The sequence below is a fragment of the Streptomyces sp. NPDC054975 genome, assembly GCF_053609105.1.
In genome coordinates, this window is sequence record NZ_JBSGWV010000023.1 from 19,480 (window position 1) to 38,303 (window position 18,824).

Consider the following 18,824-nt stretch of genomic DNA (forward strand, 5'->3'; position numbering starts at 1 on the left):
CGTCAGAGGTACTGGGCGTACTCGTCGAGGACCCTCAGCACCTCCGCCTCCCCGGCCGGCGGCAGCTGGAGCACGACCTCCTCGCAGCCCAGCTCCGCGTAGTGCGCCAGCTTCCCCGGGTTCGGCAGGACCGCGTACGGGACGACCTGGAGGGCCTTCGGGTCGCGGCCCGCCTGCTCCCAGGCCTCCTGGAGCACCGGCATCGACTGCGACAGGCCGCGTCCCCCGATCGGCATCCAGCCGTCCCCGTACTCGGCGATCTGGGCGAAGAGCTTCGGGCCCGCCGCCCCGCCGAGCAGCGTGCGCGGGGCGCCGCCCACCGGCTTGGGGTACGCGAAGGACGCCCGTACCGACACCCCGAACTCCCCCTCGTACGCGGTCGGTTCGGCCTTCCACAGCGCCCGCATCAGCGCCATCCGCTCACGGCTCAGCTCGCGCCGCGTCGCCCACTCCACGCCGTGGTCGGCGGCCTCCTCCTTGTTCCAGCCGAAGCCGACGCCGAGGGTGAAGCGCCCGCCCGAGAGGTGGTCGAGCGTCGCGATCTGCTTGGCGAGCGCGATCGGGTCGTGCTCGGTGACCAGCGTGACGCCCGTACCGATCCCGAGCCGCTCGGTGACGGCGGCGGCCTGCCCGAGGGCGACGAACGGATCGAGCGTACGGCCGTACTCCCGGGGCAGTTCGGTGCCGGCCGCCGGGTAGGGCGTGGTCCGCTCGACCGGGATGTGGGTGTGTTCGGGGAGGTACAGGCCGGCGAAGCCGCGCTGCTCCAGTTCGCGCGCGAGCCGCACGGGCGTGATGGTCTCGTCGGTCAGGAAGATCGTGGTCGAGATCCGCATAGCGGCACGGTAGGCCGTGGAGCGGGGATTTCCGAGAGGTTCGACGCGTCAGGCTTCTTGCGTTGTCCGGGAGTTCACGCCCTACTACGAGGGTGCCGGACATGAGCGAACCGACCCGACGAACGCTCCTGACGACGAGCGTCGCCTCCGCCCTTACCTTGGGAAGCGTGAGCTTCGCCCACGCCGACAGCCCCACCGGGGAACGCACGCGGACGGTCGGCGGCACGCTGCCGCCCGGCTCCCCCGACTACGTGTACCTCCCGGTCGAGATCCCGCGCGGGGTCCGCGAGATCCATGTCGCCTACAGCTACGAACGGCCGGCCGTCCCCGCCGGGACCCAGGGCAACGCCCTCGACATCGGCATCTTCGACCAGCGCGGCACGGAGCTGGGCGGGGAGGGCTTCCGGGGCTGGTCCGGCGGGGCGCGCAAGGAGTTCTTCCTGCGCACCGACGAGGCGACGCCCGGCTACGTGCCCGGACCGCTGAAGGCCGGGACCTGGTTCGTGGTGCTCGCGCCGTACACCGTGGCGCCGCAGGGGCTGACGTACTCGGTGACGATCACCCTCCGCCTCGGCGCCTCGCTGCCCGTGGTCCGGCCGGTGTATCCCCCTGAGCGGGCCGAGGGGCGGGGCAGGTCCTGGTACCGGGGCGACAGCCATCTGCACACCGTGTACTCGGACGGCCGCCGCACGCCCGCCGAGGTCGCCGCGCTCGCGCGGGCCGCCGGGCTCGACTTCCTCACCGTCACCGAGCACAACACGCACGCCGGGCACGGCGCGTGGGCGGAGCTCGCCGGGGACGACCTGCTGGTCCTGCTCGGCGAGGAGGTCACCACGCGCAACGGTCACGTCCTGGCGCTCGGCACGGACCCCGGCACGTTCGTGGACTGGCGCTACCGGGCGCGGGAGAACCGTTTCGGCCACTTCGCCCGGGCGATCCGCCGGGCGGGCGGCCTGGTCGTCCCGGCACACCCGCACGCCACCTGCATCGGCTGCAACTGGAAGTTCGGCTTCGGCGACGCGGACGCGGTCGAGGTGTGGAACGGCCCGTACACCCCGGACGACGAGGTGTCGCTGGCCGGCTGGGACGGGGCGCTCGCCCAGGGCCGCTGGACGCCGGCGATGGGCAACAGCGACGCCCACCGCGACCCGGACCGGGTCGGCACCCCGCAGACCGTGGTCCTGGCGGACGAGCTGAGCCGGCAGGCGATCCTGGAGGGGCTGCGCGCGGGCCGGTCGTACGTCGCCGAGTCCTCGGCGGTCTCCCTGGACTTCTCGGTCACCGACGGGCGGGGGCGGAGGGCCGGGATCGGTGAGCGGCTGCGGGTCCCCACGGACGAGCCGGTGACGGTACGGCTCGCGGTGACCGGCGCGCCGGAGGGCGCGACGGTCCGCTTCGTCACGGACCAGGGCGTGCTGCACACGGCTCCGGCGGCGGGCGGGCCCGTGGAGTGGCTGACGACGGCCGCCTACGCCTCCTACGTACGGGCGGAGGTACGGCACCCGGCGACGCTGCCGCCCCTGCCGGGCGCGCTGGTGGCCTTCACGAACCCGGTGTTCCTGGATGCCGCCCGCCGGCTCACCCCTGGTACTCGCTGAGGTCGATCGCGTGCACGCGGAGCGGGACGCCGAAGACCGGGTGGGTCGTGTCGCGCTCCGGGACCATGCCGAGCTTGCGCATGACGTTCTCGGAGGCCGTGTTCGAGATGTGGGTGATGGCGACCACCCGGTCGAGTCCGCGGTCCTGGAGCGCGAACTCCAGGGCCGCGTGCGCGGCCTCGGAGGCGTACCCCTGACCCCAGAAGGGCCGCCCGAGCCGCCAGCCGATCTCCACCTCGTGCCGCAGCTCGGGCAGGAACTCCGGCACGGAGAGCCCGGTGAAGCCGATCAGCTCCCCGGAGCCGAGCAGCTCGACGGCGAAGAGCCCGAACCCCTCCTCGTCCCACTCCTCCTCCCACCGCTCGATGGCCTCGGCGGTCTCCTCCAGATCGAGGGTGGACCCGTCACCGACCCACCGCATCACCTCGGGGTCGGCGTTGATCTCGGCCATCGGGACGAGGTCGTCGTCGGTCCAGCGGCGCAGGAGGAGACGGGGCGTGAGGATCTCGGTCATGGCTCCATCCTGTCAGCTTCGGCCCGACGCCCCGATCGCCCGGGACCAGGGGAAATCCAGCTGTGCGGACGTGGGCCCGGCTGCTTGGATGGCGGACATGCTGAGCCGCCTTGAGACGTACTACGACGCCGTTCCCCGATCCGCCGCCCGCGCCGAGGAGTTCGGGCCGCTGACCCTGTTCGTACGGGACGGGGACGGGTGGCCGTACTACGCGCGGCCCGCGCTCGGGCACACCGGGGAGGTGGCGCTCGGCGACGTGGATCGGGTGCGGGCGCGGCAGCGCGAGCTGGGGGTGCCGGAGGCGTTCGAGTGGGTGGCGGAGACGACGCCGGGGCTGCGGGCGGCCGTCGAGAAGAGCGGGCTCGTGGTCCACGAGCACCCGCTGATGGTCCTGGAAGGGGAGGGCGCGCCGGCCCCCGCGCCCGCTGGCGTGACCGTACGGATCATGGACCACGACGATCCCGGGCTGCCGTCGGCCGCCGCAGTCCCGTACGCGGCCTTCGGGGTCGAACCCTCGCCCGTGGCGGCCACGCACCTCGCGGTCCGCGTCCGAGCGGGTTTCACCCGGCTCGCCGCCGCCCTGGACGCGGACGGCACCGTGCTCTCCGCCGGGCAGCACCAGCCGGTGGGCACCGTCTCGGAGGTCGTCGGCGTCGGAACCCTGCCGACCGCCCGCCGCCGGGGTCTGGGCCTCGCGGTGAGCGCCGCGCTGGTCGCCGACGCGCGCTCGCACGGGGTGGAGACCGTCTTCCTGTCGGCGACGGACGAGAGCGTGGCCCGGCTGTACGGGCGTCTCGGCTTCCGCACGGTCGGCACGGCGCTGATCGCGGAACCGGCTTCCTGAAAGTTCTCCGGGAAAAACTTCTCCGGTCGTGTCACATCCGCGTCGCGCGGTCCGTCAGTGCGGTGAAGGCAACGGAACACGCACCACGGACCGCTGAAGGAGCGACCACCATGCAGCACGCGATCACCCCCCGGATGACCAACCCCGCCTACCTCCTCCCGGACGCCGGCGCGGCCATCCAGGGTCTTGTGAAGGCCACCCGGCAGGGTGGTGTGCCGGAGTCGACGCTGGAGCTGGTGCACCTGCGGGCCAGCCAGATCAACGGCTGCGGCTTCTGTGTCGAGTACGGCGTCAAGGGCGCCCGGAAGGCCGGCGTGAGCGACGAGAAGCTGTTCGCCGTCTCCGCCTGGCGCGAGTCGCCGCACTTCTCCGACGAGGAGCGGGCCGCGCTCGCGCTGGCCGAGTACGCGACGCGGATCGCCGACACCTCGGACGCGGTGCCGGACGCGGTGTGGGACGCGGCGGCCGACCACTTCGACGAGCAGCAGCTCGCGGCGATCGTGCTGATGGTCAGCCTCACGAACCTGTTCAACCGGCTCAACGTCACCGTCCGGCAGCCGGCGGGCGTGGCCCTCTGACCGCTCCCGCCTCGCGTACCAGGAGGACGTCGATGGGGTCCTCGGACTCGGCGACGGAGCCCTCACGCTCGTAGAGCCACCGGGCCGCACTGCCCCGCGGCACCTGGAGCCTTACAGGGGAGGGCTCCAGGTCCGCCCGTACGGCCGATGCCTCCGCCACCTGGCGGGGGTGCCGGTCGTTGGGGCGGCATGAAGAAGATCCGTAACCTGGCCCTGACCGGTCTCGTCCTCGCGGGGAGCGTCGGCGCCGCCGGTTCGGCCGTTGCCGACACCGCCGACCTGGGCAACGCCAACCTGCCGTCCGTCGTCCCGTTGAGCGGCCTCCTGAACCCGCAGGAGCGGCCCTCCGACATGTCGGCCGCCCACACGGCCGTCGGGGGTCTGCTGCCCGGGCGGTGAGCCCGCGCACGCGGAAACGCGCGAGGTGGCGGGACCCGGACTTCGGGTTCCGCCACCTCGCGCGTTCAGGACTCAGGTGGGTACGGCGACGGTCAGTCGGCCACCACCAGCGACGGCGTCTCCTTCGTCAGCACCTCGCCCCGGAAGAACGCGGGGCTCTTGCGCTGCATGACGAGCATGATCACGAAGCCGACGAGCAGCAGGCCGACACCGATCACGAAGACCGATCCGACGCCGAGGACGGACGAGCCGCTGCCGTAGGCCGGGTCCCACATGTCGTAGAGGGTCTTGCCGAAGACGGCGGTCAGCATGAGGCCGCCGACGCCGGGCAGGATGCCCTTGACCATCAGGTTGGTGAAGGAGCCGGTCAGCTCCTTACGGAAGAACCAGACGCAGGCGAAGGCCGTGATCGAGTAGTAGAAGCAGATCATCAGGCCGAGCGCGTAGATCGTGTCGACGAGGACGTTCTCGCTGACCAGGCTCATCACCGCGTAGAACACTCCGGTGGCGACACCCGCCCACACGGTGGCGCGGCCCGGCGTCTTGAAGCGCGGGTTCATCCGGGCGAAGGCCGGGGGCAGCGCCTCGTACGTGCTCATGGCGAGCGCGGTGCGGGCGACCGGGATGAAGGTCGTCTGGAGGCTGGCGGCGGCCGAGGCGAGGACGGCGACGAAGAGCAGGATGCCGAGGCCGGAGCCCATGACCGGGCCGGCGAGGACGGCGAAGACGTTGTCGGAGGTGTCCGGGTTGCCGAGGCCGGTGCCCTCCTCGCCGACGCCGGCGTACATCTGCACGGCGATCGCGACCAGCAGGTACGAGGCGACGATGACGACCATGGCGAGGAAGGCGGAGCGGCCGGGGGTGCGGGCGCTGCCGGTGCTCTCCTCGTTGATGGACAGGCAGGCGTCCCAGCCCCAGTAGATGAAGATCGACAGGGAGAGACCGGCGGTGAAGGCGGAGAACGACTCCACGCCGAAGGGGTTCAGCCAGGTGAGGGAGAAGTCGAGCGACCCGGCGACCGTGTCGGCCTTGCTGATCGCCATGAAGGCGAAGATTACGATGACGGTGAGCTGGAGGCCGACGAGGGCGTACTGGACCCACTTGGTGGCCGTGATGCCGCGGTAGCTGATCGCCGTGGCGATGCCGATGAAGACCAGCGTCGTGAGGATGTGGACGGCCTTGTTGTCGTCGAGGGCGGCGATGCTCTCACTACCGCTGATCTCGCCCGCGGTGAGCCAGAAGAAGGACGTGGCGACGCCGGCGAGGTTGGACAGGACGACGATGGTGGCTACCAGCAGGCCCCAGCCGCACATCCACCCGATCTTCGGGCCGAACGCCTTCACGGACCAGGTGAAGGAGGTGCCGCAGTCCGGGAGGGCCCGGTTCAGCTCGCGGTATGCGAACGCGACGAGCAGCATCGGGAGGAAGCCCGCGAGGAAGATCGCGGGCATCTGGAGTCCGACCTCGCCGACCGTCGGGCCGAGCGTGGAGGTCAGACAGTAGACGGGGGCGACGGTCGAGATGCCGATGACGGCGCCGCCCATCAGTCCGACGGAGTTCTTGCCGAGTCCCTTGGTCTGTACGCCGTTGGTGTCGCCCGTGGCGGCGACGCCCCTTACCGTGTCTCCGGCCTGTGGCCGTGCTTCCACCTGAGTCATGAACAGGACGTTAAGTGCTGCGGTTTCCACATCCGGAGGCCTTCAGTCCGCGATTTTGGCCGATCTTCACCTTGCATTAAGAGGGCAGCAACGCCCCATCGGCATTGATTGAAAGATCGACCGCCCGGTCGCACCGAGCGATTGGTAGGCGTTCCAGGAGACCGTCCGATATACGGGAACCGCAGCAGCGCCCCAAATGTCCGTTTCTAAAATTTCCCGAAGTATTTTCCGGGCCGTACGGGGAGGGGGTCAGCCGGGCCAGACCACCGCCTGCGTCTCGCTGTACGCGTGCAGGGCGTAGGAGCCCACGTCCCGCCCCACACCGCTCTTCTTGAACCCGCCGAACGGCGCCTCCATGTTCCGTCCGATCGTGTTGACCCCGACGCCGCCCGCCCGGAGCCGGGCCGCGATACGGAATGCGCGGGCCACGTCCCCCGACCACACGTAGTCGAGCAGCCCGTAGTCGCTGTCGTTGGCCAGCGCGACGCCCTCCTCCTCGTCGTCGAAGGGGACGACCACGACGACCGGGCCGAAGATCTCCTCCCGGACCACCCGCATCTCGTTCGTGCAGTCCGCGAGCAGGGTCGGGGCCACGTAGAAGCCCTTCTCCATCGCGGGACGCTCCCCGCCCGCGACCACCGTGGCGCCCTCCTTCCGCCCCAGCTCGATGTACGACTCCACCCGGTCACGGTGGGCCGCCGAGATCACCGGGCCCACGACCGTGCCCTGGACGGTCGGGTCGCCCACCTTCATGAAGCCGAGGTAGCCGGTGAGCTTCTCGATCAGGCGGTCGTGGATCCCGCGCTGGGCGAGCACCCGGGTCGGCGCCGTACAGATCTGTCCGCTGTAGAAGGAGAAGGTCGTGCCGATGCCCATCACGGCCGAGTCGAGGTCCGCGTCGTCGAAGACCAGCGCCGCGCCCTTGCCGCCCAGCTCCATCAGCTGCCGCCTCAGCGCCCGGCCGCAGACCTCGCCGATCCGCTGCCCGACGGCCGTGGAGCCGGTGAAGGAGACCATGTCGACCTCGGGCGAGTCGACGGCCGCCTCCCCGACGGCGGTGCTCGTCCCCGTGACGACGTTGACCACGCCCGGCGGGACCCCCGCCTCCTCCAGGGCCCTGGCCATCGCGAAGACGGAGAGCGGATCCTGCGGGGCGGGCTTGACCACGACCGTGTTGCCCATCGCGAGCGCCGGGGCGATCTTGCCCGCCGGGTTGGCCCAGGGGTTGTTGTAGGAGGTGATGCAGGTGACCACGCCGACCGGGCGGCGCACCGCCACCGCGCCGAAGATCCCGGCCTTGCCCATCGGCCCGGCCTCGTTGATCTGCGGGGGCAGCGCCTGCTCGACGGGCTCCAGGGCGCCGCGCGCGTACCGCCGGAACCGCGAGGAGCCGACGGCGACCTGCATGCCGCGCGCGGTACCGGTGGTGGCGCCGGTCTCCGCCTGTGCGAGCACGACGTTCGCCTCGGCGTCGCGGGCCATCAGGTCGGCGGCCCGGTCGAGGATCGCGGCGCGCTCCTCCGGCTTCGTACGGGACCAGGTCGCGAAGGCCTCGCGGGCGGCGCCGGCCGCGTCGTACACCTGTCGGCGGGAGGCCTCGGGCGCGAGGCCGACGACCTCCTCGGTGGCCGGGTTGACCACCTCGTAGTGCCCGCCGTCGGGCTCGATCCACTCGCCCCCTATGTAGAGCCTCTCGGAAAGCGTCATCGCGTGGACACCGTCCTCGTGTCGCGGCCGGAGCGCAGCACCCGGCCGGGGATCGCGCCGGTCACCTCGTCGTCGCGGATGGTCTCCACGCCGTTGACGCGGACGGAGACGACCCCCGTCGCCCGCGAGTCGAGCCGGGGGCTGTCGCCGGGCAGGTCGTGCACGAGCGTGGCCGGGCCGGCGTCGATCCGCTCGGGGTCGAAGAGGACCAGGTCGGCGTGGAAGCCCTCCGCGATCCGGCCGCGCTCGCGCAGCCCGAAGAGCCGGGCCGGGTCGTCGCTGAGCATCTTCACCGCCTGCTCCAGCGGCACCAGCTTGCGGCCGCGCAGACAGTCGCCGAGGAAGCGGGTGGTGTACGGGGCGCCGCACATGCGGTCCAGGTGCGCACCGGCGTCGGAGCCGCCCAGCATCACGTCCTCGTGCTCCCAGGTCTCGCGGCGCAGCGCCCAGGAGGCCGGGTCGTTGTCGGAGGGCATGGGCCACAGCACGGTCTTCAGATCGTCGTTGGCGCAGATCTCGACGAGGCACTGGAAGGGGTCCTGGCCGCGCTCGGCGGCGATGTCGTTCACGACGCGCCCTGTGAGACCGTCGTTCTCCTTGGAGTACGTGTCCCCTATGACGTAGCGGCCGAAGTGGGCGAGCCGTCGGAAGACACCGGCCTCCTTGGAGTCGGCGCGGCGCAGCATCTCGGCGCGGACCTCCGGGTCGCGGAGCCTCGCGATCCGCTCGGGGACGGGGAGGCCGAGGATCTCGCCCCAGCCGGGGATGAGGTTGAGGGCGCAGAACGTACCCAGCGACATGTTCATGGGGGTCAGGATCGGCATGGTGAGCGCGACGATCCGGCCGCCGGAGGCGCGGGCGCGTTCGGAGGCGACGAGCTGGCGCGGGACGCGTTCGGGGACGGCGGCGTCGATGGTGAGGACGTTCCAGTTCAGGGGGCGTCCGGCGGCGGCCGTCATGGCGACGAAGAGGTCGATCTCGTCGTCGGAGAACTGGTCCAGGCAGCCGGCCAGGATCGCTTCGAGCTGGGTGCCCTCGTGCTCGCCGACGGCCCGGGAGAGAGCGACGAGCTCTTCGGGGGTGGCGTGGCGGGAGGCGACGGGGGCGCCGTCGCCGTCGGAGTGGGTGGCGGACTGGGTGGTCGAAAGGCCCCAGGCGCCGGCGTTCATGGCGTCGTGGAGCAGGGCGGTCATGCGGTCGAGCTGCTCGGGGGTGGGCCGCCCGCCGACGGCGTCGGCCCCCATGACGTACCGGCGCAGGGCGCAGTGGCCGACCATGAAGCCCGCGTTGACGGCGATCCGCCCTTCGAGGGCGTCGAGGTACTCGCCGAAGGAGGACCAGCTCCAGTCGACGCCCTCCTCCAGGGCCTTGAGGGCCATGCCCTCGACCTTGGACATCATGCGGCGCGTGTAGTCGGCGTCCTCGGGCCGGTCCGGGTGGAGCGGGGCGAGGGTGAAGCCGCAGTTGCCGCCGGCGACGGTGGTGACGCCGTGGTTCATGGAGGGCGTGGCGAAGGGGTCCCAGAAGAGCTGGGCGTCGTAGTGGGTGTGCGGGTCGACGAAGCCGGGGGCGAGGACCAGACCGGTGGCGTCCTCGCTGGTCCTCGCGACGGCGTCGGGCTCGGCGAGGACGATCCGCCCGTCACGTATGCCGACGTCGGCGACGCGGGCGGGGGCGCCGGTCCCGTCGACGACGGTGGCGCCCTTGATCAGGTGGTCGAGCATGGGGTCCCTTCCTTCGTACGCCGGACATGCCCCGGCCGGGGACGCGGTAGCCGGCCGCGGCTACGACGTCCCCGACCGGGGCCGGTACGGGGTGGTGGTCCGGGAAGACACCGCCCCGGTATGGGGCCCTACTCCCCGGCCTGCTGCCGGAAGCGGGTCGTGCGGTGGACCGGGTCCGTGTCGATCTTGGGGATCACGTGCTCGCCGATCAGCTTGATCGTGTTCATCGTGTCCTCGTACGAGATCCCGATCGGCAGCCCGAACGAGAGCTGGTCGGCCCCCGCCTGCTCCCACCGCTTGCACTGGCCGAGGACCTCCTCCGGGTCCCCGCAGATCATCAGCTCCTCCGCGATGAGGAGTTCGATGATCTCCGCGCTGTACTCCGGCAGCAGCTCCGGCCACTCCGGGATGCCCTCCGGCCGCGGGAACGTGTCGTGGTAGCGGAAGAGCAGCGACTGCAGGTAGTTGAGCCCGCCGCCGACCGCGATCTCGACGGCCTTCTCATGGGTCTCGGCGCAGATCGCGGTCGAGGTGACCATGACGTTGTCGTTGACGAAGTCGCCGACCGCCTTCGCCTCCTTGATCGCCGTCTTGTACGACTCGACGACCCACTCCATGTCGGAGACCTTCTGCACGCTGAACCCGAGGACGCCGAGCCCCTTCTTCCCCGCCATGGCGTACGAGGACGGCGACCCGGCCGCGTACCACATGGCCGGGTGGGACTTCCCGTACGGCTTGGGCAGGACCTTGCGCGGCGGCAGGGACCAGTGCTTGCCCTGGAAGCCGACGTACTCGTCCTGGAGCCACATCTTGGGGAACTCGGCGATCGTCTCCTCCCAGATCTCCTTCGTGTGGTTCATGTCGGTGATGCCCGGCATGAACCCGAGGATCTCGTGGGAACCGGCACCGCGCCCCGAGCCGAACTCGAACCGCCCCTGGGAGAGGTGGTCGAGCATGGCGACCTTCTCGGCGACCTTGACCGGGTGGTTGACGGGGGCGAGCGGGTTGAAGATGCCGGAGCCGAGGTGGATCCGGTCGGTCGCGTGGGCGAGGTACCCGAGGTAGACGTCGTTCGCCGAGAGGTGGGAGTACTCCTCCAGGAAGTGGTGCTCGGAGGCCCAGGCGTACTTGAACCCGGACGTGTCCGCCTGGATGACGTACTCGGTCTCCTCCATCAGTGCCTTGTGCTCGGCCTCGGGATCGGTCTCGGCGCGCTTGCCGACGTATCCCTGTACGAAGATCCCGAATTCCAAGGGGTTCACCGTCCTCGTTGTTTCTGACGTATCGTCAGATTCTCGATGTGCCCGACTGTCGCATCGCGTGACGGGTCAGTCAATACCTGACGAGACGTCAGAACAGCGCCACGCCCGCCAGCCAGCCGCCGTCGATGACGAAGGGCTGGCCCGTGATGTACGAGGAGTCGTCGGCGGTCAGGAAGAGCGCGAGGGCCGCCACCTCCTCCGGCTTCCCGATCCGCCCCATCGGCACGAGCTTCTGGTACAGCCCCGCCGTCGCCTCCGGGTCGACGCCCTCCGGATTGCTCATCGGGGTGTCGATCGCGCCGGGGCAGACCGCGTTGACCCGGATCTTCTTCGCCGCCAGCTCCAGCGCGGCGACCCGGGTGAGCCCGAGCACGGCGTGCTTGGTGGCCGCGTACGCGCCGACGCCCGCCATGCCCGTCACCCCCGTGTACGAGGCGGTGTTGACGATCGTGCCGCCGCCGGCCGCCTCGATCTCGGGCGCGACCGTCCGTATCCCCAGGAAGCAGCCCACCTGGTTGACCGAGACGATCGCCTGGAACTCCTCGAGCGGGGTGGAGACCAGCTCGTTGAAGCGCAGGATGCCCGCGTTGTTGACCAGGCCGTCGATCCGGCCGAAGCGCTCCTTGGCGACGGCGACCGCCGCCGCCCAGTCCTCCTCGCTCGTGACGTCGAGGTGGACGTAGACCGCCCGCTCCTCCCCCAGCTCCTTGGCCAGCGCCTCGCCGGGGGCGTCGAGGACGTCCCCGAGGACGACCCGCGCCCCCTCGGCGGCGAAGAGCCGCGCCTCCTGCTCGCCCTGCCCGCGCGCCGCGCCCGTGACGACGACGACCCGCCCGTCCAGCTTGCCCATGTCCGTCCAACTCCTCAGCTCAGGTGGGGGGCGACCTCGGCGGCGAACGCCGCCATCTGATCGGTGAGTTCGGTACGGCTCCGGGAGCGGAACCGGACCTGGATCTGGTGCACGCCCATCGCGCCGTACGCGTTCAGCGACTCGGCCAGGGCCTCCGGCTTGCCCGTCAGCGTGCGCCGGCCGACCTCCCAGCCTGCCTCGCCGACGTACAGCGCCTCGGTGATCGCCCCGACGGTGATCGGCTCGGTGATCCCGGCGTCCTCGCGGAGCCCCTTGAGCCGGGCGATCTGCGCGGCCAGCTTGCCCCGGGGGTCGCCCTGCGGCAGCCAGCCGTCGCCCCTGAGCGCGGCACGCCGCACGGCGGCCGGCGAGGAGCCGCCGACCCAGATCGGCACCCGCGCCTGGGCGGGCCGGGGCCGCTGCCCGAGGTCCTTGAACGCGAACCGCTCGCCCGTGTGCTCCGGGAACTCCTCCGGCCCGAGGGCCGTCCGGAGCGCGTCGATCGTCTCGTCGAGGACCGGGCCGCGGCGCACGAAGTCCGCGCCGACCGCCTCGAACTCCTCCTGCACGTGCCCGGCACCGACCCCGAGGACCAGGCGGCCGCCGGAGAGGTGGTCGAGGGTCGCGTACGCCTTGGCCGTCACCAGTGGGTGGCGCAGGCCGACGACGGCGACGTGCGAGAGCAGCCGGACGCGCTCGGTGGCCGCGGCCAGGAAGGAGAGCGTGGCGACCGGGTCGTACCAGACGGTGCCCATGGGCCCGGCGAGCCGGCGCGGGATGGCGACGTGGTCGCAGCTCGCGAGGTAGTCGAAGCCGGAGCGGTCGGCGACGCGGGCGATCTCCAGCAGGTCCTCGGGGCCCGCTCCGGCCTCCCAGGGCTCGGCGTAGAGGGTGCTCTGCGACTGGACCGGGAGCTGCATGCCGAAGACGACCATGAGGGACCCCTTAACTGACGATCCGTCAGAAGATGAAGGGCCCCATAGTCACGGCCACCGCGCCATGAGGCAAGGGCCGCGCCGGAACAACCGCCGCCCTGCCGGGCCGGCGCTCCCGCCCCTTCCGCTACGGCACCCAGAGCCCCTCCGCCGTGAGCCCCAGCAGCTCGATCGCGTTGCCGCGCACGATCCGGTCCACGACGTCCGGTGCCAGGTGACCCATCTGCGCCTCGCCGACCTCGCGGGACTTGGGCCAGGTGGAGTCCGAGTGCGGGTAGTCCGTCTCGTAGAGGACGTTCCCGACGCCGATCGCGTCGAGGTTCCGCAGCCCGAAGGCGTCGTCGAAGAAGCAGCCGTAGACGTGCTCGGCGAAGAGCTCCGACGGCGGGCGCAGCACCTTCTCGGCCACGCCGCCCCAGCCCCGGTTCTCCTCCCAGACGACGTCGGCGCGTTCGAGGATGTACGGGATCCAGCCGATCTGGCCCTCCGCGTACATGATCCTGAGGTGGGGGAAGCGCTCGAACTTGCCGCTCATCAGCCAGTCGACCATCGAGAAGCAGCAGTTGGCGAAGGTGATGGTGGAGCCGACGGCCGGCGGGGCGTCGGCGGAGGTGGACGGCATCCGACTGGAGGAGCCGATGTGCATGGCGACGACCGTGCCGGTCTCGTCGCAGGCCCGCAGGAAGGGGTCCCAGTAGTCCGTGTGGATGGAAGGGAGGCCGAGGTGGGGCGGTATCTCCGAGAAGGCGACGGCGCGCACGCCCCGGGCGGCGTTCCTCCTGACCTCCTCGGCGGCGAGGTCGGCGTCCCAGAGCGGGATGAGGGTGAGCGGTATCAGCCGCCCGTGGGCCTCGGGCCCGCACCACTCCTCCACCATCCAGTCGTTGTAGGCGCGGATCCCGAGGAGCCCGAGTTCGCGGTCGCCCGCCTCGGTGAAGGTCTGCCCGCAGAAGCGGGGGAAGGTGGGGAAGCAGAGGGCGGACTGGACGTGGTTGACGTCCATGTCGGCGAGCCGGTCGGGCACGGAGTACGAGCCCGGGCGCATCTGCTCGTAGGTGATGACCTCGAGCTTGATCTCGTCCCGGTCGTAGCCGACGGCGGTGTCGAGGCGGGTGAGCGGCCGGTGCAGGTCCTCGTACACCCACCAGTCGCCGATCGGCCCGTCGTCGCCCTTGGCGCCCATGACGGGGGCGAACTTGCCGCCGAGGAAGGTCATTTCCTTCAGCGGTGCGCGGACGATCCGGGGTCCGGTGTCGCGATACCTGGACGGGAGCCGGTCCCGCCAGACGTGAGGCGGCTCCACGGTGTGGTCGTCCACCGAGATGATCTTCGGGAAGGTCTCCATGCGTTTCACGGTAGCGCTCATCTGACGACCCGTCAGCTGTCTGGTCGGCCGAATCATGTGGCAGGACTTGTGCAGACAGTCACCCGATGCTGACGCGCCCCCTCCGGACAAGGCAGACTGTCTTGGGCGAAACCAGCGGTGGGCAGGGGGAGCTATGGTCCGTGAGAACGGCCCGCGGGTTCCGGAGCAACGGGCTCCGTCGACAGGTGCCGACGACGTCGGTCACGACCTGCGCTTCGGCGTGCTCGGCCCGGTCCGCGCCTGGCGCGACGGCACCGCCCTCCCCTCCGGCTCCCCGCAGCAGCGGGCGCTGCTCGCCGCGCTCCTGCTGCGCGACGGGCGCACGGCCACCGCCTCCGAGCTGATCGATGCCATCTGGGGCGAGGAGCCGCCCTCGCAGGCCCTGGCGGCGGTACGGACGTACGCCTCGCGGCTGCGCAAGATCCTCGGCGCGGGGGTCCTGGTCAGCGAGTCGGGCGGCTATGCCATCCGTACGGCCCGCTCCGGCGCCCTCGACCTGAACGTCGCCCAGGACCTGGCGTCCGAGGCCGACAAGCTGCGCGGCGCCGGCGACCGCGCGGCCGCCCGGTCGCGGCTCAACAAGGCCCTCGGGCTGTGGGACGGCGAGGCGCTGGCCTCCGTCCCGGGGCCGTACGCCGAGACGCAGCGGACGCGCCTGGAGGAGTGGCGGCTCCAGCTCCTGGAGACCCGGCTCGACATGGACCTGGAGGCCGGCGCGCACGCGGAGGCGGTCTCCGAGCTGACCGCGCTGACGGCCGCGCACCCGCTGCGGGAGCGCCTGCGCGAGCTGCTCATGCTGGCCCTCTACCGCAGCGGACGGCAGGCCGAGGCGCTCGCCGTGTACGCGGACACCCGCCGGCTCCTCGCCGACGAGCTGGGCGTCGACCCGAACCCGGAGCTCTCCCGCCTCCAGCAGCGGATCCTCCGGGCGGACGCCGAACTGGCCCGCCCGGTCGAGGAGTCGGCCCCGGCCCCGACCGTGGCCCGCCCCGCCCAACTCCCCGCCACGGTCCCCGATTTCACCGGCCGCGCCCCGTTCGTACGGGAGCTGGGCAACCGGCTGGCCACCGCCGAGGGGTCCGTGATGGCCGTCTCGGCGCTCGCGGGCATCGGCGGCGTCGGCAAGACCACACTCGCCGTGCACGTGGCACACGAGGCGCGCCCCCACTTCCCCGACGGGCAGCTCTACGTGGACCTGCAGGGCGCGGGCTCCCACTGGGCGGCGCCGGAGACGGTCCTGGGCGCGTTCCTGCGGGCCCTCGGCACGCCGGACTCCTCGATCCCGGACTCGCTGGAGGAGCGGGCGGCGCTGTACCGCTCGACGCTCGACGGCCGCCGGATCCTGGTCCTGCTGGACAACGCGCGGGACGCGGCCCAGATCCGCCCGCTGCTGCCGGGCACGGCGGGCTGCGCGGCGCTGGTGACCAGCCGGATCCGGATGGTGGACCTGGCGGGCGCACACCTGGTGGACCTCGACGTGATGTCACCGGAGGAGGCGCTGCAGCTCTTCACCCGGATCGTCGGCGCGGAGCGCGTCTCCTCGGAACGCGAGGCGGCGCTCGACGTGGTCGCGGCGTGCGGCTTCCTGCCCCTGGCGATCCGTATCGCCGCGTCCCGTCTCGCGGCCCGCCGCACATGGACGGTCGCGGTCCTGGCCGCCAAGCTCGCCGACGAGCGGCGCCGCCTGGACGAGCTCCAGGCGGGCGACCTCGCGGTCAAGGCCACCTTCGAACTCGGCTACGGCCAGCTGGAACCGGCCCAGGCCCGCGCGTTCCGCCTCCTCGGCCTCGCGGACGGCCCGGACATCTCCCTGACGGCCGCCGCCGCCCTGCTCGACCTCCCGCCCCAGGACACGGAGGACCTCCTGGAGGCCCTGGTCGACACCTCCCTCCTCGAATCCGCGGCCCCCGGCCGCTACCGCTACCACGACCTGGTCCGCCTCTACGCGCGTGCATGCGCCGAACGCGACGAACAACCGCCGGCGGAACGGGAGCGGGCGCTGTCGCGGCTGCTGGACTTCTATCTGTCGACGGCGGCGCGGGTGTATGCGATCGAGCGCCCGGGGGACCGTACCGTCGCGCACCTGGAGGCCACCGAGCAGACGGGGCTGGAGTTCGCGGACCACGCCGAGGCCCTCGACTGGCTCCACGCCGAGGCCGACTGCGTCCTGGCCTGCGCCCAGCAGTCTCTGACACACGGCTCCCTGCGCCGGGCCGTCGACCTCCTGATGGCGACGAAGGACCTGGCCGAGTCCGGGGTCAACGCCCGCCGCTACGAGGTGGCGGCGATGGCGGCCCGGGACGCGGCCCGCGCGCTCGGCGACGCCCGCTCCGAGGGGCGGGCCCGCACCACGCTCACCCAGGCGTACAGCACGGCCGGCCGGTTCGACGAGGCCGACGAGGAGGCCCGGCTCGCGGTGGACCTCGGACGCACGTCCGGGGACCCCTGGACGTGTGGGAACGCGCCGAACGAGCGGGGCATCCTCGCCCTGTACGAGAACCGGCACGCCGACGCCGAGGCCCATCTCTCCGCGGCACGGGACGCGTTCCGCCTGGACGCGAACAGGCCCGGGGAGGCGAGCGCGCTGTGCAACCTGTCGCGCGTCCACCTCGCCACGGGCCGGGTCGCGAGCGCCGTCGAACTCGCGACGCAGGGCATCGGCCTCTACCAGGAGGCGGACACCGGCAACGCCCTGCGGCTTGCCAACGGCAAGTACGCCCTCGGTCTGGCGCTGACGGCGTCCGGCCAGACCCTGAAGGCCCGGGCGGTCCTCACCGAGGCGCTCGGCGTCTTCCAGGAGAGCCGACAGCAACTGTGGCACGGCATGACGCTGTTCCGGCTCGCCGAGGTCCACCTCGCCGACCGCCGCTACCCCGCGGCGGCCGCCCACGCCGAGCAGGCGCTGTCGGTGCTGCACGGCATCGGTGGGGAGTGGCGCAGGGCCAACGTGCTGACCGTCCTCGGCCGCGGCCTCACGGCGCTGGGGCAGACGGACCGGGCACGGGTGTGCTGGAGCGAGGCGCTCGCCGTCTTCGAGAACCTGGGTTCGCCCGAGGCCGGGGACGTCCGCCTGCTGCTGCGTCCGGCGGCGGTTGCCTGACCCGGACTGCACGTTCATCAATCGTTTATCGCCGCACGGCACTCTCATGGTTGTCGAGGCGTCGCGTCGGGGGGCAGGCGGTTCGACACGAGGCCCCACCGTTATGGTGATCGGCCCTGGACGTCCGCCCGGCGGTCCTCGGGGGAATTGCCGGGCGGACGGCCCAGTCCCACACTGCCCAATCGACTTCAGGAGCTGGCTCCATGGCCGACAACGTCAAGCCCACCGACTCGCACGCGACCGGCGAGGACATCGCCTCCATGGACTCGCACGCCACGGGCGCGCCCATCAAGCCGCTCGACTCCCACGCCACCGGCGAGGACGTCACGACCATGGACTCGCACGCCACGGGTACGCCCATCAAGCCGCTGGACTCCCACGCGACGGGCGAGCCGCTCAAGTAGAGAGCCGAGCCGGCCCACGGGGGAACGGGGGACGGGGGCCGGCTCATGCCGGGGACGGTCGCGGCGGCGCCATCGGGGGAGCCGCCGGGACCGTAACCGTCCGGAAGCGAGCCGCGCACGCGCTCGGGGGACGTCGGCAGGGCCCGGGGGGACCCTACGGACAGAGCGCGGGGGCGCGCCGCCGCCCGGACACGCAAGACGGAGGGGCCGGGCATCTGCCCGGCCCCTCCGGCGTACCCCGAGGAAGCGCCCGTCGCTAACCGCGCGCGTACGAGCCGAGCCCCACCAGGCAGTAGACGTACTCGTTGATCGTCGTGCCGTTGATCGTGTAGCGGTGGGAGAAGGCGTACTGCGTCTTCGGGTTGCTCTCGCAGCTGCTCAGGTCCGAGGTGAGCGGGAACGTCTGGATCACGCGGTAGTGCGCGTCCGACGCCGAGCACGGGACCTCGTCGACGCCGCTGACGCTCTGCGCGGTCGTCGAGTCCGGAAGCGAACCGTTGAGGCAGGTGCCCTTCGTGTACGGGTCCGGCGGATCCTCCGTCGTCGGGGCAGGGGCCGGGGTCGGGGCGGTCGTCACGCTGTCGAGGGGGTTCTCGTACGAGAAGCTCGGCGAGGGCGCGGCCGAGGTGCCGCTGTCGTCGCCGTCGCTGTCGCTCGAAAAAACGAGGAACGCGATCACGCCGGCGATCACGAGCGGCACCAGACAGCCGAGGAATCCCCCCTTGCGGGGCGTCTGCGCGGCGCCACCGACGCGGATGCGCAGCAGGACCGTACCGTCGCCGACGCGCGCCGGGACGAGGTCGCCGTCGCGGCACGGCGGGATGGTGATGTGGGTGGGGCCCGTCGGCAGCTGGACGGTGAGGATCACGCCTGCGGCGGCCTGCTGCGGGGTGAGCGTTATGGGGATCTCTGGGGACGACACCGGCTGCTCCAAGGAGTGAGGCTGCGCGCTGTGGGCGGTGCTCTGCGGAAGGTGCGACGAGCGGTGCATCGTGCCGTGGTTCGTGCCGTGCTTCGTGCCGTGCTTCGTGCCGTGGTTCGTGTGCTGC

At 71.8% G+C, this 18,824-nt stretch carries 16 protein-coding genes; 6 read left to right on the forward strand and 10 right to left on the reverse strand.

The annotated features are described in order from the left end of the window. Nucleotides 1-2: 2 nt before the first annotated feature. Nucleotides 3-836 (reverse strand): LLM class F420-dependent oxidoreductase, encoded by an 834-nt coding sequence (locus ACWF79_RS20885; RefSeq protein ID WP_453729605.1) that lies wholly within the window; start codon nucleotides 834-836, stop codon nucleotides 3-5. Between the two features lie 101 nt (nucleotides 837-937). Between ACWF79_RS20885 and ACWF79_RS20890 the strand changes: the two genes are divergently transcribed. After that, complete coding sequence (locus ACWF79_RS20890; protein ID WP_453729606.1) at nucleotides 938-2,434, forward strand: CehA/McbA family metallohydrolase; 1,497 nt, start codon at nucleotides 938-940, stop codon at nucleotides 2,432-2,434. Here the strand turns inward: ACWF79_RS20890 and ACWF79_RS20895 are convergent. Beyond that, nucleotides 2,415-2,948, reverse strand: coding sequence for a GNAT family N-acetyltransferase (locus ACWF79_RS20895; protein WP_453729607.1), 534 nt, complete (start codon nucleotides 2,946-2,948; stop codon nucleotides 2,415-2,417). The two genes, ACWF79_RS20890 and ACWF79_RS20895, sit on opposite strands and share 20 nt — an antisense overlap. A gap of 88 nt (nucleotides 2,949-3,036) precedes the next feature. Between ACWF79_RS20895 and ACWF79_RS20900 the strand changes: the two genes are divergently transcribed. The 3 genes from ACWF79_RS20900 (at nucleotide 3,037) to ACWF79_RS20910 (ending at nucleotide 4,769) form a co-directional block, all read left to right on the forward strand. Further along, nucleotides 3,037-3,792, forward strand: a complete 756-nt coding sequence (locus ACWF79_RS20900) for a GNAT family N-acetyltransferase (protein WP_453729608.1) — start codon at nucleotides 3,037-3,039, stop codon at nucleotides 3,790-3,792. A 110-nt stretch (nucleotides 3,793-3,902) separates the two neighbouring features. Continuing rightward, entirely contained in the window at nucleotides 3,903-4,370 is a 468-nt protein-coding gene (locus ACWF79_RS20905; RefSeq protein ID WP_453729609.1) for a carboxymuconolactone decarboxylase family protein, read from the forward strand. Between the two features lie 189 nt (nucleotides 4,371-4,559). Further along, nucleotides 4,560-4,769: a hypothetical protein gene (locus tag ACWF79_RS20910; protein ID WP_453729610.1), complete on the forward strand. Its 210-nt coding sequence runs from the start codon at nucleotides 4,560-4,562 to the stop codon at nucleotides 4,767-4,769. Nucleotides 4,770-4,861: 92 nt separating this feature from the next. On the opposite strand, the gene ACWF79_RS20915 is transcribed toward ACWF79_RS20910, so the two are convergent. From ACWF79_RS20915 to ACWF79_RS20945, 7 genes are all read right to left on the reverse strand, one after another. Continuing rightward, on the reverse strand, nucleotides 4,862-6,427 hold the full coding sequence (locus ACWF79_RS20915; RefSeq protein ID WP_453729611.1) for an APC family permease: 1,566 nt from the start codon (nucleotides 6,425-6,427) through the stop codon (nucleotides 4,862-4,864). 249 nt (nucleotides 6,428-6,676) lie between these two features. Beyond that, entirely contained in the window at nucleotides 6,677-8,134 is a 1,458-nt protein-coding gene (locus ACWF79_RS20920; protein WP_453729612.1) for an aldehyde dehydrogenase family protein, read from the reverse strand. Next, nucleotides 8,131-9,858: an N-acyl-D-amino-acid deacylase family protein gene (locus tag ACWF79_RS20925; RefSeq protein ID WP_453729613.1), complete on the reverse strand. Its 1,728-nt coding sequence runs from the start codon at nucleotides 9,856-9,858 to the stop codon at nucleotides 8,131-8,133. The genes ACWF79_RS20920 and ACWF79_RS20925 overlap by 4 nt, the downstream gene beginning before the upstream one ends. A 128-nt stretch (nucleotides 9,859-9,986) precedes the next feature. Further along, nucleotides 9,987-11,111, reverse strand: a complete 1,125-nt coding sequence (locus ACWF79_RS20930; protein WP_453729614.1) for an LLM class flavin-dependent oxidoreductase — start codon at nucleotides 11,109-11,111, stop codon at nucleotides 9,987-9,989. 97 nt (nucleotides 11,112-11,208) lie between these two features. Continuing rightward, nucleotides 11,209-11,970, reverse strand: coding sequence for an SDR family NAD(P)-dependent oxidoreductase (locus ACWF79_RS20935; RefSeq protein WP_453729615.1), 762 nt, complete (start codon nucleotides 11,968-11,970; stop codon nucleotides 11,209-11,211). 14 nt (nucleotides 11,971-11,984) lie between these two features. Then, nucleotides 11,985-12,905 (reverse strand): TIGR03619 family F420-dependent LLM class oxidoreductase, encoded by a 921-nt coding sequence (locus ACWF79_RS20940; protein WP_453729616.1) that lies wholly within the window; start codon nucleotides 12,903-12,905, stop codon nucleotides 11,985-11,987. Nucleotides 12,906-13,032: 127 nt separating this feature from the next. Next, nucleotides 13,033-14,250 (reverse strand): amidohydrolase family protein, encoded by a 1,218-nt coding sequence (locus ACWF79_RS20945; protein ID WP_453729617.1) that lies wholly within the window; start codon nucleotides 14,248-14,250, stop codon nucleotides 13,033-13,035. Nucleotides 14,251-14,404: 154 nt separating this feature from the next. Between ACWF79_RS20945 and ACWF79_RS20950 the strand changes: the two genes are divergently transcribed. After that, nucleotides 14,405-17,371, forward strand: a complete 2,967-nt coding sequence (locus ACWF79_RS20950) for a BTAD domain-containing putative transcriptional regulator (protein WP_453729618.1) — start codon at nucleotides 14,405-14,407, stop codon at nucleotides 17,369-17,371. Between the two features lie 203 nt (nucleotides 17,372-17,574). Further along, entirely contained in the window at nucleotides 17,575-17,775 is a 201-nt protein-coding gene (locus ACWF79_RS20955) for a hypothetical protein (protein ID WP_453729619.1), read from the forward strand. Nucleotides 17,776-18,031: 256 nt separating this feature from the next. Here the strand turns inward: ACWF79_RS20955 and ACWF79_RS20960 are convergent, their stop codons facing one another. Next, entirely contained in the window at nucleotides 18,032-18,697 is a 666-nt protein-coding gene (locus tag ACWF79_RS20960) for an LppU/SCO3897 family protein (protein ID WP_453729620.1), read from the reverse strand. Nucleotides 18,698-18,824 lie beyond the last annotated feature (127 nt).

Bases quoted from the DNA above. Each gene is read 5' to 3' on its own strand.
- ACWF79_RS20885 (WP_453729605.1), bottom strand. From the start codon at position 836: ATGCGGATCTCGACCACGATCTTCCTGACCGACGAGACCATCACGCCC.
- ACWF79_RS20890 (WP_453729606.1), top strand. From the start codon at position 938: ATGAGCGAACCGACCCGACGAACGCTCCTGACGACGAGCGTCGCCTCC.
- ACWF79_RS20895 (WP_453729607.1), bottom strand. From the start codon at position 2,948: ATGACCGAGATCCTCACGCCCCGTCTCCTCCTGCGCCGCTGGACCGAC.
- ACWF79_RS20900 (WP_453729608.1), top strand. From the start codon at position 3,037: ATGGCGGACATGCTGAGCCGCCTTGAGACGTACTACGACGCCGTTCCC.
- ACWF79_RS20905 (WP_453729609.1), top strand. From the start codon at position 3,903: ATGCAGCACGCGATCACCCCCCGGATGACCAACCCCGCCTACCTCCTC.
- ACWF79_RS20910 (WP_453729610.1), top strand. From the start codon at position 4,560: ATGAAGAAGATCCGTAACCTGGCCCTGACCGGTCTCGTCCTCGCGGGG.
- ACWF79_RS20915 (WP_453729611.1), bottom strand. From the start codon at position 6,427: ATGACTCAGGTGGAAGCACGGCCACAGGCCGGAGACACGGTAAGGGGC.
- ACWF79_RS20920 (WP_453729612.1), bottom strand. From the start codon at position 8,134: ATGACGCTTTCCGAGAGGCTCTACATAGGGGGCGAGTGGATCGAGCCC.
- ACWF79_RS20925 (WP_453729613.1), bottom strand. From the start codon at position 9,858: ATGCTCGACCACCTGATCAAGGGCGCCACCGTCGTCGACGGGACCGGC.
- ACWF79_RS20935 (WP_453729615.1), bottom strand. From the start codon at position 11,970: ATGGGCAAGCTGGACGGGCGGGTCGTCGTCGTCACGGGCGCGGCGCGC.
- ACWF79_RS20940 (WP_453729616.1), bottom strand. From the start codon at position 12,905: ATGGTCGTCTTCGGCATGCAGCTCCCGGTCCAGTCGCAGAGCACCCTC.
- ACWF79_RS20945 (WP_453729617.1), bottom strand. From the start codon at position 14,250: ATGGAGACCTTCCCGAAGATCATCTCGGTGGACGACCACACCGTGGAG.
- ACWF79_RS20950 (WP_453729618.1), top strand. From the start codon at position 14,405: ATGGTCCGTGAGAACGGCCCGCGGGTTCCGGAGCAACGGGCTCCGTCG.
- ACWF79_RS20955 (WP_453729619.1), top strand. From the start codon at position 17,575: ATGGCCGACAACGTCAAGCCCACCGACTCGCACGCGACCGGCGAGGAC.